General features: G+C 71.8%; 13 protein-coding genes and 1 pseudogene. 7 read left to right on the top strand and 7 right to left on the bottom strand.

The features are described from left to right. Positions 1-8: 8 nt before the first annotated feature. From H4W31_RS03455 to H4W31_RS03435, 5 genes and pseudogenes are all read right to left on the bottom strand, one after another. Positions 9-1271, bottom strand: coding sequence for a sugar ABC transporter permease (locus H4W31_RS03455; RefSeq protein WP_192765323.1), 1263 nt, complete (start codon positions 1269-1271; stop codon positions 9-11). Positions 1272-1335: 64 nt separating this feature from the next. Further along, positions 1336-2175: an ATP-binding cassette domain-containing protein gene (locus H4W31_RS03450; RefSeq protein WP_318783002.1), complete on the bottom strand. Its 840-nt coding sequence runs from the start codon at positions 2173-2175 to the stop codon at positions 1336-1338. Between the two features lie 267 nt (positions 2176-2442). After that, complete coding sequence (locus H4W31_RS03445; protein WP_192765322.1) at positions 2443-3534, bottom strand: sugar ABC transporter substrate-binding protein; 1092 nt, start codon at positions 3532-3534, stop codon at positions 2443-2445. A gap of 480 nt (positions 3535-4014) precedes the next feature. Then, positions 4015-4494 (bottom strand): Cys-tRNA(Pro) deacylase, encoded by a 480-nt coding sequence (gene ybaK, locus H4W31_RS03440; protein ID WP_192765321.1) that lies wholly within the window; start codon positions 4492-4494, stop codon positions 4015-4017. A 135-nt stretch (positions 4495-4629) separates the two neighbouring features. Next, a pseudogene (locus H4W31_RS03435) lies at positions 4630-5829 on the bottom strand (THUMP-like domain-containing protein); the annotation flags it as partial. A gap of 248 nt (positions 5830-6077) precedes the next feature. On the opposite strand from H4W31_RS03435, the gene groES reads away from it, so the two are divergent. From groES to H4W31_RS03420, 3 genes are all read left to right on the top strand, one after another. After that, on the top strand, positions 6078-6392 hold the full coding sequence (groES, locus tag H4W31_RS03430; protein WP_192765319.1) for a co-chaperone GroES: 315 nt from the start codon (positions 6078-6080) through the stop codon (positions 6390-6392). 78 nt (positions 6393-6470) lie between these two features. Continuing rightward, positions 6471-8111 (top strand): chaperonin GroEL, encoded by a 1641-nt coding sequence (groL, locus tag H4W31_RS03425; protein WP_192765318.1) that lies wholly within the window; start codon positions 6471-6473, stop codon positions 8109-8111. A gap of 454 nt (positions 8112-8565) precedes the next feature. Further along, positions 8566-10125: a molybdopterin-dependent oxidoreductase gene (locus H4W31_RS03420; RefSeq protein WP_404825689.1), complete on the top strand. Its 1560-nt coding sequence runs from the start codon at positions 8566-8568 to the stop codon at positions 10123-10125. Positions 10126-10213: 88 nt separating this feature from the next. Here H4W31_RS03420 and H4W31_RS03415 read toward each other — a convergent pair whose 3' ends face one another. Beyond that, complete coding sequence (locus tag H4W31_RS03415; protein ID WP_192765317.1) at positions 10214-10600, bottom strand: WhiB family transcriptional regulator; 387 nt, start codon at positions 10598-10600, stop codon at positions 10214-10216. A gap of 257 nt (positions 10601-10857) precedes the next feature. Here H4W31_RS03415 and H4W31_RS44110 point away from each other — a divergent pair, with 257 nt between their 5' ends. Then, on the top strand, positions 10858-11928 hold the full coding sequence (locus H4W31_RS44110) for a helix-turn-helix domain-containing protein (protein WP_318783001.1): 1071 nt from the start codon (positions 10858-10860) through the stop codon (positions 11926-11928). Between the two features lie 52 nt (positions 11929-11980). Here the strand turns inward: H4W31_RS44110 and H4W31_RS03400 are convergent, their stop codons facing one another. Further along, complete coding sequence (locus H4W31_RS03400; protein ID WP_192765316.1) at positions 11981-12412, bottom strand: DUF5319 domain-containing protein; 432 nt, start codon at positions 12410-12412, stop codon at positions 11981-11983. A 242-nt stretch (positions 12413-12654) separates the two neighbouring features. Between H4W31_RS03400 and guaB the strand changes: the two genes are divergently transcribed. Genes guaB through H4W31_RS03385 form a run of 3 tightly spaced genes read left to right on the top strand, consistent with a single transcriptional unit; the run spans position 12655 to position 16826 of the window. Beyond that, positions 12655-14217 (top strand): IMP dehydrogenase, encoded by a 1563-nt coding sequence (gene guaB, locus H4W31_RS03395; RefSeq protein WP_192771810.1) that lies wholly within the window; start codon positions 12655-12657, stop codon positions 14215-14217. Between the two features lie 48 nt (positions 14218-14265). Next, on the top strand, positions 14266-15384 hold the full coding sequence (locus tag H4W31_RS03390) for a GuaB3 family IMP dehydrogenase-related protein (protein ID WP_192765315.1): 1119 nt from the start codon (positions 14266-14268) through the stop codon (positions 15382-15384). Positions 15385-15404: 20 nt separating this feature from the next. Beyond that, complete coding sequence (locus H4W31_RS03385; RefSeq protein ID WP_404825556.1) at positions 15405-16826, top strand: M1 family metallopeptidase; 1422 nt, start codon at positions 15405-15407, stop codon at positions 16824-16826. The last annotated feature ends 32 nt before the right edge of the window (positions 16827-16858 follow it).

Below are 16858 nucleotides of genomic sequence, written 5' to 3'. Positions count from 1 at the left end.
GGTGCCCCTTATCGATTACCGGTCGCGGCGGCCCGGCGTCGGGACAGCGCGTCGACGCTGGCCGCGAGCAGCAGCACCAGCCCGGTCACCACGAAGGTGAACCCGGAACTCCGGCCGAGCAGCCCCATCCCGTTGTCGATGACCGCGATCACCGCGCCGCCGAGCACCGCGTCCACGATCCGGCCCTTGCCGCCGAAGAGGCTGGTGCCACCGATCACCGCCGCGCCGACGGCGTAGAGCAGGACCTTACTGCCACCGGTGTTCGCGTCGACCGAGGTGGCCCGGCTGGCCGCCACGATGCCGCCGATCGCCGCCATGAAGGAACAGATGACGAAGACCGAGATCCGGATCCGGTCCACGTTGATCCCGGCCCGCCGGGCCGCCTCCCGGTTGCCGCCGACCGCGTAGACGTGCCGGCCGTACGCGGTGCGTTGGAGGACGAAGGTCCAGATGATCAGCAGGACGACGATGATCGGTACCACGATCGGCACGCCCTTGAGCGAGACGAGCTGGTTCCGGCTGCGTTCGAGGTTCAGCAGGTAGACGGCGGTGCCGGCGATCAGTGCGAGGCTGCCGATCCGGATCAGCACCACGGCGAGCGGCTCGGTGATCAGTTCGAGCGCGGTGCGGTTGCGGTGCCGGAGCAGTTGCACGGCCGCGTAGCCGGCGATGCCGAGCAGGGTCAGGGTCCAGCCGAGCCACGGTGGCATGTTCCGGTTCGCGATCGCCACCAGCACGTCGTCCCGGATGGAGACGTTGGTGCCGCCCTTGATCAGCAGCAGCACGATGCCCTGGAAGGCGAGGAACGCGGCGAGGGTGACCACGAAGGACGGTATGCCGATCTTCGCCACCAGGAAGCCGATGACGAGCCCGATCACCACGCCGGTGACCAGGGCCGCGCCGACCGCGACGTACCAGGGATAGCCCTGCAGGGTGACCAGCTGGGCCAGCACCGCGGCGCAGACGCCGCTGGCGAAGCCGGCGGAGAGGTCGATCTCGCCGAGCAGCAGGACGAAGACCAGGCCCATCGCGATCAGCATCACCGCGGCGCCCTGGGTGAACAGGTTGGCGAAGTTGCCCTCGGTCATGAAGTTCGGCCGCAGGATGGCGAAGACCGCGCAGAGCACGATCAGGCCGAGTACGGCCGGCAGCGCGCCCATGTCGCCGCCGCCGACCCGGGCCAGATAATCCCGGAGGTGACTGCCGACGCTGGGTACGGGCGGAGGCGGCACCTCGACCGGCTGCACCGGGGCGGTGGTGGGGGCGCTCATGCCGTCTCCTCGCTTCGCTCGTCGGCGTCATGAGCCGGCAAACTGAGCTGGCTGATTCGCTTGCTCATGCGTCGGCTCCTGCGCTCGTCGTCTCGGTGGTCCGGGGGTCGTGCTTCCCGTTGTCATGGCCGTTGCCGTTGCCGTTGTCGCCGGCCAGCCCGAGGCCGCCACTGCGTCCGGCGGTGATCAGTTCGACCACCTGGGCGTGGGTCACGTCGCTGGTCCTCAGCTGGGCGACCATCTGGCCGAGGTAGAGCATGGCGATCTGGTCGGAGACGGCGAAGACATCGTTCATGTTGTGCGAGATGAGCACAACGGCCAGCCCGTTGTCGGCCAGCCGCCGGACCAGTTCCAGCACCTGGGCGGTCTGCGCCACGCCCAGCGCGGCGGTCGGCTCGTCGAGGATGACGACCCGGCTGTTCCAGAGCACGGCCTTGGCGATGGCCACGGTCTGGCGCTGTCCACCGGAGAGGCTGGAGACGTGCTGGCGCAGCGATTTCACCGTACGGACCGAGAGGCCGGCCAGGGTCTCGGCGGCCATCTGTTCCATGGTCGGCTCGTCCAGGACGAGGCCCCTGCGTTTCTCCCGGCCGAGGAACATGTTCTGCACGATGTCGAGGTTGTCGCAGAGCGCGAGGTCCTGGTAGACCACCTCGATGCCGAGCGCGGCGGCGTCGCGGGGACCGGTGATGTGCACCGGTCGGCCGTCGAACAGGACCTCGCCACCGTCGGACGAGTAGATCCCGCTGATGCACTTGACGAGGGTGGACTTGCCGGCGCCGTTGTCGCCGACGAGCGCCGTCACCTCGCCGGGGTTGACCGTGAGGTCGACGTTACGGAGTACCTGGACGGGACCGAAGCTCTTGTCGATCCCGCGCAGTTCCAGCAGGGGTGTGGCGGACACGGAGGTCTCCTTTACGCGGGTGTCCGATCGCGGGGGCCGATCGAGGGGTCCGGTCACCGGTCCGTCGCACCTGCCAGGACCGGGTATCCGATCGTGGTCCGATTGCGTGGTCCGGTCCAGTGGTCCTTCGGGCGAGTGCGCCGCCCGGCACGGATCGCTCCGTGTCGGGCGGCGCGTCCGGCGGCGGTGCCGGGCGGCGCCACCGGTGCGTCGCGGCACACCGGCGGAGCCGTCGGCGGGGCCAGCCGGGCCGAGGCGTCGATCGGGTCAGCTCACGCCGGCCTGGGTGCACAGCGTGGCGAAGGCTCCGCCGCAGAGTGCGTCCTTGGTGACGAAGCCGTCGGTGACGACATCCTTGACGTTCTCCTTGTAGATCGCCTTCGGTTCGAGCAGCACCGACGGTACGTCCCGACCACCCTCCGGGTCGCGCACCGTCTTGTCGGTGGTCTTCTTCTCGCCCTTGGCCAGCGCGATCGCCAGGTCGGCGGCGGCGTCGGCCTCCTGCTTGATCGCCTTGTAGACGGTCATGCACTGGTCACCGGCGAGGATGTTCTGCAGACCCTGCACGGTCGCGTCCTGGCCGGTCACCGGCACCTTGCCGTTGAGCTTGTTCTTCTTGAGCATGGAGATCACCGCGTTGCCCAGGCCGTCGTTCGCGGCCAGTACGCCGTCGATCTTGCCGTTCTGCTGGGTCAGCATCTGCTCGAAGAGGGTTCCGGCCTGGGCGTTGTCCCAACCGGGCACCCACTGGTCCGGGCCCTTGACGTACTCGCCGGAGTCGTACTTGGCCTTGAGCACCCCGTCGTAGCCGTTCTTGAACAGGGTGGCGTTGTTGTCGGTCTCCGAGCCGTTCAGTTCGGCGATGACCGGCTTCTGCGCGTTCTTGTCGGTCAGGCACTTCACCAGGCCCTCGCCCTGCAGCTTGCCGACGGCCTCGTTGTCGAAGCTGACGTAGTACTCGGCGGAGCCGCCCAGCGTGAGCCGGTCGTAGTCGATGGTGAGCACGCCCTGGGTCTTGGCCTTGTCCAGCACGGCCTTGCCGGTGCCGGAGTCCAGGTTGACGATCATGAGGACGTTGACGCCGTCGGTCATCATCTGGTCGGCGATGGTCTGGAACTGGGCCTTGTCGCCCTGGGCGTTCTGGATGACCGACTTCACGCCGGCGGCGTCGAACGCCGCCTGCAGGTACTTGCGGTCCGCGGTCTCCCAACGGTCCGAGGAGGCGCTGTCCGGAAGAATGACGCCGATCTTCGGCGTCTTCTCGGTGTCACCGCCGCTGCCGGAGTCCTCGCCGCACGCGGCGAGGCCGCCCGTGGCCAGCAGGCCCACGGCGGCGATGGTGAGGATCCCTCTGCGCATTGCACGGGTCCTTTCGGGGGTGGGTGTGGTGTCTCGGATCGGGGTGGTGCGGTGGTACACCCGAACGGTCCGGTCGGCGTTCCTGGTGGGCTGCGGCGACCGGTCCGCCACACTTTTGTTGTGTCCGGCAACGTATTGCGCGCGGAGTCGACGGGGCAAGGCTGCCGAGGCCACGAGTTTGTTGTCGCCGATAACAATTCAGCAACGTGATGGTCATGTACCGCCATCGTCCGGGAGCGATGCCTCGAACCAGGATGAAGAGCCCAGGGCCGGCTACAAGGGCGCGGTCCGGCGGGCTGGCGCCGACGCGCCGGCGCTGCGGTGCGGCGCTGCGGTGCGGCGGTGCGGCGCTGCGGTGCGGCGGTGCGGCGCTGCGGTGCGGCGGTGCGGTGCGGCGGTGCGGTGCGGCGGTGCGGCGCGATCCGGCGGGGTCGGGGCGGCGGTGAGGCGCGATCCGGCGGGGTCGGGGCGTGCCGGGGGTCAGGGTGCGGCGAGTGGTGCGGTGGTGGCGGTGGTGAGCCGGATCAGGTCCGCCGGGTCGAGTTCGAGTTGCAGACCCCGGCGGCCGGCCGAGACGTAGATCGTCGGAAAGCGTTCGGCGGAGGCGTCCACCACCGTGGGCAGTGTCTTGCGCTGGCCGAGCGGGCTGATGCCGCCGCGCACATAGCCGGTGGTCCGCTCGGCGAGGGTCCGGTCGGCCAGTGTCGCCCGCTTGCCGCCCACTGCCGTCGCCAGCGTCTTGAGGTCCAGTTCCCCGGTGACCGGTACGACCGCCACGGTCAGTACGCCGTCGACGGCGGCGACGAGCGACTTGAAGACCCGTTCCGGAGGTACGCCGAGCGCGGCGGCCACCTCGGCACCGTAGTTGGGCGTGTCCGGCGCGACGTCGTACGGATGCAGGGTGTGCGGTACGCGCTGCCGCGCCAGCAGCGCCGTCGCCGGTGTTCCCCTGCCCGCCACCCTCGCACCCTATCGCCGCTCGGCCGAACCGGCGCCGGGCGGTGCTCCGGCCGTACCGGCGTCCGGCGGTGCTCCGGCCGTACCCACGCCCGGCGGTGCTCCGGCCGGACCGGTGTCGGGCGTACCCGGGCCGGGTGCGGGTACGGGGCGGCAGAGCAGCACCACGGGTGCGTCGGCGATCCGGGTCAGCACCAGGCTGATCGGTTCGGTCCCGGTCAGCCGCAGGTCACGACGGAGTCGCTCCGGCTCCAGCGCGGAACCGCGTTTCAGGATCTCGACCCGGCCGATGCCGAGCCCGCGCAGCAGGGTGCGGAGCCGCTTGAGCGAGAAGGGGAGCGAGTCGACGATCTCCAGGCACCGGGCGAACGGGGTCGGCCGGGCGGAGTCGGCGTAGACGTAGGCGATGTCCGGGTCGGCGAGGGTGCCGTCGACCGTCGCGGCGAACTCGGCGACCAGGTGGGACCGGACCACGGCGCCGTCCGGGTCGTACAGGTAACGCCGGAGCGGGCCGACCGGCGCGCGTACGGTGCCGGTGCCGGTCAGTTCGTGCGCCGCCGACCCGGTCAGCAGGGTGGCCCGGCGCGGCGCGGCGGCGAGCGGACCGCACCAGACGGTCGCCTCGACCAGGTCGCCGCCGACGCTCACCCACTCGCCCTCGGCGCCGGGCGGCAGCAGCGCGTGGTCGATCCCGGGGGCGACCTTGAACACCGTCCGGGGGATCCGGTCGGCGAGACCGAGCAGGAAGTTCCAGGGCGGGGAGTAGGCGGCCGGGTCGAACACCCGGCGACCGGTGCCGGCCCGCCGTCGGGCCGGATCGCAGAACACCGCGTCGACCGGTCCACCGTCGGAGTCGGTGACGTCGAACCGGGTGGCGTCGCCGAGGCTCACCGTGAACCGGTCGGCCAGCCCGGTCGCCCCGGCGTTCGCGGCGGCCATCGCGGCGGTGACCGGGTCGGCCTCCACGCCGTACACCCGGATGCCGGCCCGGGCGGCGGCGATCGCGTCCGCGCCGAGGCCGCAACCCAGGTCGGCCAGCGTGCGCGCCCCGGCGGCACGCAGCCGGGCGGCCCGGCGGTCCGCGACCACGGACCGGGTGGCCTGCTCCAGGCCGGCCCGGGTGAAGAACATCCCGGCGGCGTCCGGGCCGAACTTGGCTGTCGCGCGGCGCCGCAGCTCGGCCTGGGTCAGCGCGGCGGCGGCCAACCCGGCCGGTATCCCGGCCGACCGCAGCGCGGCGGCCGCGACCAGCGGGTCGCCGCCGGCCACCTTCCCGGCCGCTTCCAGTGCGGTCACCCCCGCCGGGGTACGCAGCGCGGCGAGCTGGTCGGAATCCACCGCTGCATTGTGCCCACCGGTACCCCGGGCAGGCGTGTCGGGTTGGCACTCTCCTTGACGGAGTGCTAGCCGCCGGCATAACCTGCGGTTAGCACTCTCAAACCGAGGGTGCCAGCTTTCGGGCCCGTGTCCGGGAGCTGAACGCCAGGCGGACCGGCACCCGCGACGACGGTCCCGCCCGGTGGCATGTGGCAGATTGACGCTGGTCGGCTCGCCGGCCGGTAAAGAACCCAATACCCCAGGAGGGTATGCCCGTGACTACCGCGACCAAGGTTGCGATCAAGCCGCTCGAGGACCGGATTCTGGTCCAGGCGAATGAGGCTGAGACGACCACGGCGTCGGGCATCGTGATCCCCGACACCGCCAAGGAGAAGCCGCAGGAGGGCACTGTCCTCGCTGTCGGCCCCGGCCGTTTCGACGACGACGGAAACCGGATCCCGGTCGACGTCAAGGTCGGCGACACGGTCCTCTACTCGAAGTACGGCGGCACCGAGGTCAAGTACGCCGGCGAGGAGTACCTGGTGCTCTCCGCCCGCGACGTCCTCGCTGTCATCGAGAAGTGATCTGACTGATTCAGTGACGCTGCCCCGGACCGGCCCTGCCGGGCCGGGGCAGCGCTGCGTGAAGGGACCCTGTAACAGATGGCGAAGATTCTGAGTTTCTCGGATGACGCCCGGCACCTGCTGGAGCACGGTGTCAACACGCTCGCGGACACGGTCAAGGTCACTCTCGGCCCACGCGGGCGCAACGTCGTCCTGGACAAGAAGTTCGGCGCACCGACGATCACCAACGATGGTGTGACCATCGCCAAGGAGATCGAACTCACCAACCCGTACGAGAACCTTGGCGCGCAGCTGGTCAAGGAGGTGGCGACGAAGACCAACGACGTCGCCGGCGACGGGACCACCACCGCCACCGTGCTCGCCCAGGCGATGGTCCGGGAAGGTCTGCGCAACGTCGCGGCCGGTGCCGGCCCGGCCGGGCTCAAGCGCGGCGTCGACGCGGCCGCCGAGAAGATCTCCTCGGCGCTGCTGGAGAAGGCCGTCGAGGTGGGCAGCCGCGAGTCGGTCGCGCACGTCGCGACGATCTCCGCGCAGGACGCCACCATCGGTGACCTGATCGCCGAGGCGATGGAGCGGGTCGGCCGCGACGGTGTGATCACCGTCGAGGAGGGCTCCACCCTGGCCACCGAGCTGGAGGTCACCGAGGGCCTGCAGTTCGACAAGGGCTTCATCTCGCCGAACTTCGTCACGGACACCGAGGCGCAGGAGGCGGTGCTCGACGACCCGTACATCCTGATCACCACCCAGAAGATCTCCTCGATCGAGGAGCTGCTGCCGCTGCTGGAGAAGGTCCTCCAGACGGGGAAGGCGCTGCTGATCATCGCGGAGGACGTGGAGGGGCAGGCGCTCTCCACCCTGGTGGTCAACTCGATCCGCAAGACCGTCAAGGTCTGCGCGGTGAAGGCGCCCGGCTTCGGCGACCGCCGCAAGGCGATGCTGCAGGACATGGCGATCATCACCGGCGGCGAGGTCGTCGCTCCGGAGCTCGGCTACAAGCTCGACTCGGTCGGCCTCGAGGTGCTGGGCAGCGCCCGGCGCGTGGTGGTCGACAAGGACAACACGACCGTCATCGACGGCCGGGGTCGGGACAACGAGGTCACCGAGCGGGTCACTCAGATCCGCAAGGAGATCGAGGCGTCGGACTCCGACTGGGACCGGGAGAAGCTGGCGGAGCGGCTGGCCAAGCTCTCCGGTGGCATCGCGGTGATCAAGGCGGGCGCGGCGACCGAGGTCGAGATGAAGGAGCGCAAGCACCGCATCGAGGACGCGATCGCCGCCACCAAGGCCGCGGTCGAGGAGGGCACCGTGCCGGGTGGTGGCGCCGCGCTGGCGCAGATCGCCTCGGTGCTCGACGACGGCCTCGGATTCACCGGCGACGAGAAGGTGGGTGTCTCGATCGTCCGTAAGGCGCTGGTCGAGCCGCTGCGCTGGATCGCCCAGAACGCCGGGCACGACGGCTACGTGGTCGTGCAGAAGGTCGTCGACGGCAAGTGGGGCACCGGCCTCGACGCCGCCGTCGGCGAGTACCGCGACCTGGTCAAGGCCGGCATCATCGACCCGGTGAAGGTGACCCGCAACGCGGTCACCAACGCCGCCTCGATCGCCGGTCTGCTGCTGACCACCGAGACCCTGATCGTGGAGAAGCCGGAGAAGGCCGAGCCGGCCGCCGCCGGTGGTCACGGCCACGGCCACGGCCACCAGCACGGTCCCGGCTTCTGATCCACCCGGTTCCGGCTCCTGGTAGCCGGGACCGCCTGGTCAAACGCGAGATCCGCGTGAGCGGGTTCGACTGGCGGGTACGACGCCAGAAGTACCCGGCTCACGCGGATCTTCGTGTTTCCGGCCCGGTTCTGGGCCGGAAGCCGCCCGAAGGTGATCACGAAGCGCTGACCTGCGCTACCGGGTCGAGACCACGGCCGGCCACACTGGTCCGGTGAGGGTGACGTCTGGTTCGGGAACGACGGTGTCGGGATGGCGCACGACCGCGCCGCGCAGGTTCGGCGCGCTCGCCGGGGTGGCGGCCGCGGCCGTGGCCATCGGGGTGGCCGAGGCCGTGGCGGTGCTGACCGGATCGCGCTCCGCGCCACTGATCGCGGTCGGCGGTGCCGTGGTGGACCTCGCGCCCGGGCCGCTCAAGCGGTTCGCCACGGACGTCTTCTACGTCTACGACAAGATCGCCCTGCTGATCGGCACGGCGGTGCTGCTGGGCGGGTTCGCCGCGCTCGTCGGGCTGGTCGCGGTCCGGTCGCTCCGGCTGGGATACGCCGGAATCGGCCTCTTCGGGGTGCTCGGGGTCGCGGCCGCGCTGACCCGGCCCGGCGCCGGCCCGACCGCCGCCCTGCCGTCGCTGATCGGCGCCGCCCTCGCCGCCTGGCTGCTCCGGCTGCTCCTCGCCGGGCCGCTCGGCACGTCGCTGGTCGGACCGCCACTGCCCGGCCCCGCCGACCGTTCGGCCACGCCGCAGCTCCCGCCCCCGCCGCAGGCCTCGTCCTCGCCGCAGCTCCCGCCGTCGCCGCAGCCGCCGTCCTCGTCGCAGCTCCCGTCCGCGCTCCCGTCCGCGTCCCCGTCCTCGCCTGCGGGACCGGTGCCGGTGCCGGGCCGCGTTGACAGCCCGGTGCCCGGACCTGTGGAGAATCCGGCCGCGCCGGTCTTCGGACCCGTCGACCCGGTGGCCCGGCGGCGGTTCCTGACCGGGGTCGGCGCCGCGCTCGGCGTCGCGGCGGTCGCCGGGTTCGGTGGGCGGTGGCTGTCGACCCGACGCGGTGTCTCCGCCGCCCGCGCGGCGATCGAGTTGCCGGTACCGGCCAGCCCGGCCCCGCCGCTACCGGCCGGCGTCGAACTCGCGGTGCCGCAACTGGCGCCGTACGTCACACCGAACCGGAACTTCTACCGGATCGACACCGCACTGGTCGTACCGCAGGTCGACCCGGAGCAGTGGCGGCTGCGGATCCACGGCCGGGTACGGAACCCGATCACGCTCAGCTACGCCGACCTGCTCGCCCGGCCGATGATCGAACGCCACATCACCCTCGCCTGCGTCTCGAACGAGGTCGGCGGCGAGTTGATCGGCAACGCCCGCTGGCTCGGGGTGCCGCTCGGGCCGCTGCTGGCCGAGGCCGGGCCGCTGGACGGGGCGGATCAGGTGGTGGCCCGTGCGGTGGACGGCTGGACCTGCGGCAGCCCGACCAGCGTGCTCACCGACGGCCGTGACGCGATGCTGGCCGTCGGGATGAACGGCGTACCGCTGCCGATCGAACACGGCTTCCCGGTCCGGGTGGTGGTACCCGGGCTGTACGGCTACGTGTCGGCGTGCAAGTGGATCGTCGAACTGGAGCTGACCAGCTTCGCGGACTTCGACGCGTACTGGGTGCCCCGGGGCTGGGCGGCCCAGGGACCGATCAAGACCCAGTCGAGGATCGACACGCCACGGGCCCGACGGACGCTGGCCGCCGGGCCGGTGACCGTCGCCGGGGTCGCCTGGGCCCAGCACGTGGGCATCCGGGGCGTGGAGGTACGGGTCGACGATGGCGACTGGGAGCCGGCGACCCTGGCGCCGACGGTGGGCGCCGACACCTGGGTGCAGTGGTCCTGGCAGTGGGCGGCGACGTCGGGCGAGCACACCCTGCGGGTACGGGCGACCGACGCCACCGGCGCGGTGCAGACCGGGCAGGCCCGCCGGATCGATCCCGACGGTGCCACCGGCTGGCACACCGTACCGGTGACGGTGAACTGAGCAGCGGCGCCGGCGAGGGCTGGGCGGGAGCCTTCGACCGGCCAGGGAGGTCGCGTACGCGGGCCGGATCGGCGCCCGGCCCAGCGGGTCAGGCGGCCGACGAGCGCTGGGCCGGTACCGCGGACTTGTGCGGGCGACCGAGCCGAGCCTCCAGCCGGGCGATGTCCACCCGACTCTGTCGACGGTCGGCCAGGTCCTCCCAGCCGACGGCGAGCAGCCGGAGCCGCTCGGATTCGCTGAAACCGCCCCACACCCCGTACGGCTCACGGACGGCGAGGGCGTGGGCGGCGCACTCGGCCCGGACCGGGCAGGCCCGGCAGACCGACTTGGCATCCGCCTCGCGACGGTTCCGGGACGATCCTCGTTCGCCCTCGGGATGGAAGAACTGGGCGCTGTCGCGTCCTCGACAGGCACCGAGCCGCTGCCACTCCCACAGATCGACGATGGGTCCGGGCAGTCTGCGTACGTTCGACATCAGCACCTTCCTCCCGCGCGGCGCCGCATGATCTCTTCGACCGGTCGGGATCCGGGCGGCGGGCCGCGCAGGCGCACCGTTTCCGACCTTCGGCTCCGGTACCCCGGGCGTCGACGGCTCACACGTACTTCATCGGTGAGTTATTCCGGGAAACTCGATCGGTGGGGCGAATCGTCCAAAAAGTTTGTAGTTCATCCGTGGAAACTCATCATGATCATTCACCGCCGTGGTCTGCTCGTTCCGGAGAGGAGACCACCGTGCGTACCGTTCTTGTCTGCGTCCGGACGCCGCTCGCGGCGCAGAACGTCGCGGCCGCGGCAGCCCGGCTCGGATTGGCCGCCGCCGTCCGTACCGCGGTGTCCGATCCCGAGGCCATGCTCCGACTCGCCGAGCGCCCGGCGGACGTGGTGCTCGCCGACACCGCGCTGACCCGCCCGGACAGCGTCGGGTTCACCCGACGGGTGCTGGCCCGGTCGCCGGGCGCGGCGATTTTGCTGCTCGGCGCGGAGGATCCCGGGGTGGCCGCCGCGACCATCGCCGCCGGTGCCCGGGGACTGATCCAGGGCGGCGACCACGACCTGGTCAGCGTGGTGGCGAAGGCGATCCTGCTGCTCGGGGCCGCCGGCCGGGCCAGCCGGGGTGGGGGCACCCTGGCCGGTGGCGGAACGCTGGCCGGCGGCGGCCCGCTCGGACCGGGCCGGACCGGCGAACTCGGCGACACCGGTACCCAGCCGGCGGGCGGTCAGCGCCTGGGCAGTGCGGTGCGGGCGCCGACCGGACCTGGCGGCGGGCCCAGCCCGGCCGGCGCGGGTGCGGGATCGACCGTGGGACGGCCCTCGTCGGCGGAGGCCACCCCGGGTGGCCGCCGACCGGACGACCCGGGCTCGCGCGGCGTCGCCGCCGGTGCCGCCAGCGACCAGCCGGCCGGACCGGCGGTCGTGCCGGCCCAGCGCGGTGACGATCCGGACACCTCGACCGACCCGGGTACGCCGGACGGCCAGGGGCAGGCACCGGGGGCGCGCGGGACCGCCGGCCCGGCCACGCCCGGCGGCACCGTACCGGAGGCGCCGGGCGCCGATCGCCGGCCGGCCGGGGAACGGCCCGAGCCCGGACGGGCCGTACCGGCCCGCCGCCCGGTGCTGACCGAGCGCGAGATGCAGGTGCTGGTCGGGATGGCCGACGGAAAGAGCAACGCGGAGATCGGCCGGGAACTCTTCGTCTCCGAGGACACCGTGAAGACCCACGCCCGCCGGTTGTTCCGCAAGCTCGGGGCCCGGGACCGCGCGCACGCCGTGGCGGCGGGCTTCCGCGCCGGCCTGGTCGCCTGACCGCCGGGCTTCCGCGCCGGCCAGCGCGGTCGACGGCAGGGGTACGGCAGGATCAGCGGTCGGCGGTGCTTCCGTCCTCGCGCTCGCCCTCGTCCTCGTCGGCGGTCTCGGTCAGGGTGTCGTGCACCCCGTCGGCGTACCCCCGGGCGTACTCCCAGGTGACGTAGTGGTCGGGGTCGGGGTCGTACGCCGGCTCGTGCACCCGGGGCCGACCGGAGTTGAGCAGGTGCCGCAGGTTGCCCCGGAGCAGATCCCAGTCGAAATAGTGGGGTTCGCGGCAGTCCTCGCACTCGATGACGAGGCCGCGTACCCCGACCGGGCCGAGTAGCGCCTGGTAGATTTCCAGGTCAGCGAGGTCTTCCAGCACGTCCTGTCGCTCGACCTCGCTGAGCGGGTCGAGTTCGGCCTCCTCGCCCGGGTCGTCAAGGCCGGCGGAGGGATCGGCGGGGTCTCCGTTGAACGGGTCGATCGGCTCCTCTTGCACCCCTCCACCGTAGTCCCAACACCGGCCGCCGTGGTCACCCGTTGTGGCCTGGACCGCCCGTCCCACCCGCGCCCGCCGACGCCCGGCCGGCGCACTGGGTACGATGAACCATCGCGCCGTGGCGGGGGCGGACCGTTGACGCGCCCACGGTGCCGACCAGCCCGTCCAACCAGCTCAGCGCCGACGACTTCGGTCGGCCGGGGATGCCAACCGACGACAACTTCAGCAGCAGGGGACACATCGTGGAGAACCGACCCACCAACGACCTACCGCTGGGTGCCGAGGCCGACCAGCTCGCGGGGCACCTGCCCGAACTGCCGGCAGGCTCGGCCCGGGTGGTGCCGCTCGGGTTGACCTTCGACGACGTGCTGCTGCAACCCGGTGAGTCCGAGATCATCCCGAGCCGGGTGAACACGATCACCCGGCTGAGCCGCAACGTCAACCTCGCCATCCCGCTGGTCTCCAGCGGGATGGACACGGTGACCGAGGCGCGGATGGCCATCGCGATGGCCCGGCAGGGCGGCATCGGGGTGCTGCACCGGAACCTGTCGATCGAGGACCAGGTGCTCCAGGTCGACCTGGTCAAGCGCTCCGAGGCCGGCATGGTCACCAACCCGGTTACCTGCGGCCCGGACGACACCCTGCGGGACGTCGACGCGCTCTGCGGGCGCTACCGGATCTCCGGCGTGCCGGTCGTCGACGCCGAGGGCACCCTGGTGGGGGTCGTGACCAACCGCGACATGCGGTTCGTCACCGAGGGAAGCACCCCGGTACGTGAGATCATGACGCCGATGCCGCTGGTCACCGCGCGGGTCGGGGTAACCAAGGAAGAGGCGCTCAGCCTGCTCCGCCGGCACAAGGTGGAGAAGCTGCCGATCGTCGACCCGGGCGACCGGCTGCGCGGCCTGATCACCGTCAAGGACTTTGCCAAGAGCGAGCAGTACCCGCTCGCCACCAAGGACGACGCCGGCCGGCTGCGGGTCGCCGCCGCGGTGGGGGTCGGTGAGGACGCCTACAAGCGGTCCCGGGCACTGGTCGACGCCGGGGTGGACGTGCTGGTCGTGGACACCGCGCACGGGCACCAGCGGGCCGTGCTCGACATGGTCGGCCGGCTCAAGAGGGAGACCACGGTCGACGTCATCGGCGGCAACGTGGCGACGTACGCGGGCGCGCGGGCGCTGGTCGAGGCCGGCGTCGACGCGGTCAAGGTCGGCGTCGGGCCCGGTGCGATCTGCACCACCCGGATCGTCGCCGGGGTCGGTGTACCCCAGATCACCGCGATCATGGAAGCGGCCCGGGCCGCTCGCCCGACCGGGGTGCCGGTGATCGCCGACGGTGGCATCCAGTACTCGGGCGACATCGCCAAGGCGCTGGTGGCCGGGGCCGACACGGTGATGCTCGGCAGCCTGCTGGCCGGTTCCGAGGAGAGCCCCGGCGAGCTGCTGTTCATCAACGGCAAGCAGTACAAGGCGTACCGGGGGATGGGCTCGCTCGGTGCGATGCAGTCGCGCGGCCAGGCCCGCTCCTACTCCAAGGACCGGTACTTCCAGGACGACGTGACCAACGACGAGAAGCTGGTACCCGAGGGCGTCGAGGGCCAGGTACCTTACCGTGGCCCGCTGGCCCGGGTGGCCCACCAGCTCATCGGTGGCCTGCGGCTGGCAATGGGGTACGTCGGCGCGGAGACCGTGCCCGAGCTGCACCGCCGTGGCCAGCTCATCCGGATCACGGCCGCCGGGCTGAAGGAGAGCCACCCGCACGACATCCAGATGACGGTCGAGGCACCGAACTACCACACCCGCTGACGGTCACCGCCTCCTTCCGCCAACCCCCCTTCTACTCTGGAGTGACCCATGCGTGACGTGGTCGAGATCGGGCTGGGCAAGACCGCACAGCGCGGCTACCACCTGGACGACATCGCGATCGTGCCGAGCCGGCGTACCCGGGATGTCGACGACGTCTCGACGTCCTGGCAGCTCGACGCGTACCCGTTCCGGATCCCCTGCGTCGGGCACCCGTCGGACGCCACCATGAGTCCGCACTCGGCGGTCGCCCTCGGCCGGCTCGGCGGGCTCGGGGTGCTGAACGTCGAGGGCCTGTGGACCCGTTACGAGGACCCGACCAAGATCCTGGAAGAGCTGTCCCGGCTGGACGAGGGGACCGCCGCCACCCGCCGGCTCCAGGAGGTGTATTCCGAGCCGATCCGGCCGGAGCTGATCGCCGAGCGGGTCCGGCAGATGCGTGAGGGCGGCGGCACGGTCGCCGTCCGGGTCTCCCCGCAGCACACGCTGGCGCTGGCCCCGGTGATCCTCGACGCGGGCGTCGACATCCTGGTGATCCAGGGCACGATCGTCTCCGCCGAGCACGTCTCCACCACCGACGAGCCGCTGAACCTCAAGGAGTTCATCGCCGACCTCGACCTGCCGGTCGTCGCCGGTGGCTGCACCGACTACAAGACCGCCCTGCACCTGATGCGGACCGGGGCGGCCGGGGTGATCGTGGGGCTCGGCGGCGACGAGTGGTCGACCACCGAGTCGGTGCTCGGAATCCGGGTGCCGATGGCCACCGCGATCGCCGACGCCGCCGCGGCCCGCCGGGACTACCTCGACGAGACCGGTGGCCGGTACGTGCACCTGATCGCCGACGGTGACCTCCAGACGTCCGGCGACATCGCCAAGGCGCTGGGCTGTGGTGCCGACGCGGTGATGCTCGGCGAGCCGCTGTCGCTCTGTGCCGAGGCGCCGGCCGGTGGCGCGTGGTGGCATCCCGCCGCCAGCCACCCGAACCTGCCGCGCGGGGCGTACGGGGTGGCCAACGAGCCGCTCGGCTCGATGGAGCAGCTGCTGTACGGGCCGGCGGACGATCCGGAGGGGCAGCTCAACCTCTTCGGCGGGCTGCGCCGGGCGATGGCGAAGTGCGGCTACCGGGATCTGAAGGAGTTCCAGAAGGTCGGGCTCGTCCTCGACCGGTGAGCCGCCGACCCGGGAAGCGGATGATGATCAGGACGGGACGTCCGGCGCTGGCCGGTGCGCTGGTGGCGGTGCTGCTGACGGTGTCGGCCGGCGGCTGCACCGGCAGTCGCCGGGACGACCGGGACCCCGAGGGGTTCCGGCCCGGCGCGCCGGGCGTCGGGGACGCGTACTTCCCGACCTACGGCAACGGCGGCTACGACGTCGCGAGCTACCGCCTCAAGGTGCGGTACGACCCGGCGACCGACGAACTGACCGGCGACGCCACCATCGAGGCCACCGCGACCCAGGACCTGTCCCGGTTCAACCTCGACCTCTCCGGCCTGACCGTCTCGCGGGTGCGGATCGACGGTGCCGTGGTGCGGCACGCCCGCGAGGGCGACGAGTTGGTGGTCACCCCGGCCACCGGCCTCGGCCAGGGCAAGCGGTTCCGGGTCCGGGTCGACTACGCCGGAAAGCCGGCCCCGATCACCAGCCCGGATCTGGGCAGCGGCGGCCTGCTCGCCACCGGCGACGGGGCGATCGCGCTCGGCCAGCCCGAGTCGGCGAGCACCTGGTACCCGGTCAACGACCATCCGCTGGACAAGGCGACGTACGAGGTCGAGGCGACCGTTCCGGAGGGCCTGGCCGCGCTGAGCAACGGGGTGTCCGGCGGTACCGAGACGTCGGCCGGTTGGACCACCTGGCGCTGGGCCGAGCGCTCCCCGATGGCGAGTTACCTGACCACACTGGTGGTCGGCCGGTACCGGGTGCGTTCCGGTACGCACGACGGCAAGCCGCTGGTCACCGCGATCGCCTCGGCCCTGCCACCGGGCGGCCCGGCCGAGCAGTCGCTGGCCCGTACCGGGGAGATCGCCGACTTCCTGGCGACCCGGTTCGGGCCGTACCCGTTCGGGTCGTACGGCGGCATCGCGGTCGCCGACAACCGGATCGGGTACGCCCTGGAGACCCAGTCCCGCCCGGTGTACGGGCCGGCCTTCTTCACCACCGGTCCCAACCTGACCGTCGTCGCCCACGAGTTGGCGCACCAGTGGTTCGGCGACAGCGTCTCGATCCGGAGTTGGGGTGACCTCTGGCTCAACGAGGGGTTCGCCAGTTACGCCGAGTGGCTCTGGGAGGAGCACGACGGCGGCCCGTCCGCGCAGGCGACCTTCGAGCAGGAGTACGCGGCCACCGACTGGGCCCGGCCGGCGCTGGATCCCGGCCGGTCGGAGATCTTCAGCCGGGCGGTCTACAAGCGGGGTGCGCTGGCCGTGCACGCGCTGCGGCGTACGGTCGGCGACGAGACGTTCTTCCGGATCCTGAAGACCTGGACCGCGGAGAAGCGCGACGGCAACGCGAGTACGGCCGACCTGGTAAGCCACGCCGAACGGATCTCCGGACGGTCGTTGCGGCCGCTCTTCGACGCCTGGCTCTCCGGCTCGACGCCGCCGGCCATCCCCTGACCGGTCCGTCGCGACGGCTCCGCCCCGCGCCA

The sequence above is a fragment of the Plantactinospora soyae genome (genome assembly GCF_014874095.1).
GTDB classification, from domain to species: domain Bacteria; phylum Actinomycetota; class Actinomycetes; order Mycobacteriales; family Micromonosporaceae; genus Plantactinospora; species Plantactinospora soyae.
Note: the sequence above shows the minus strand (reverse complement) of the source record. Positions and strands in the feature narration are given on the sequence as shown.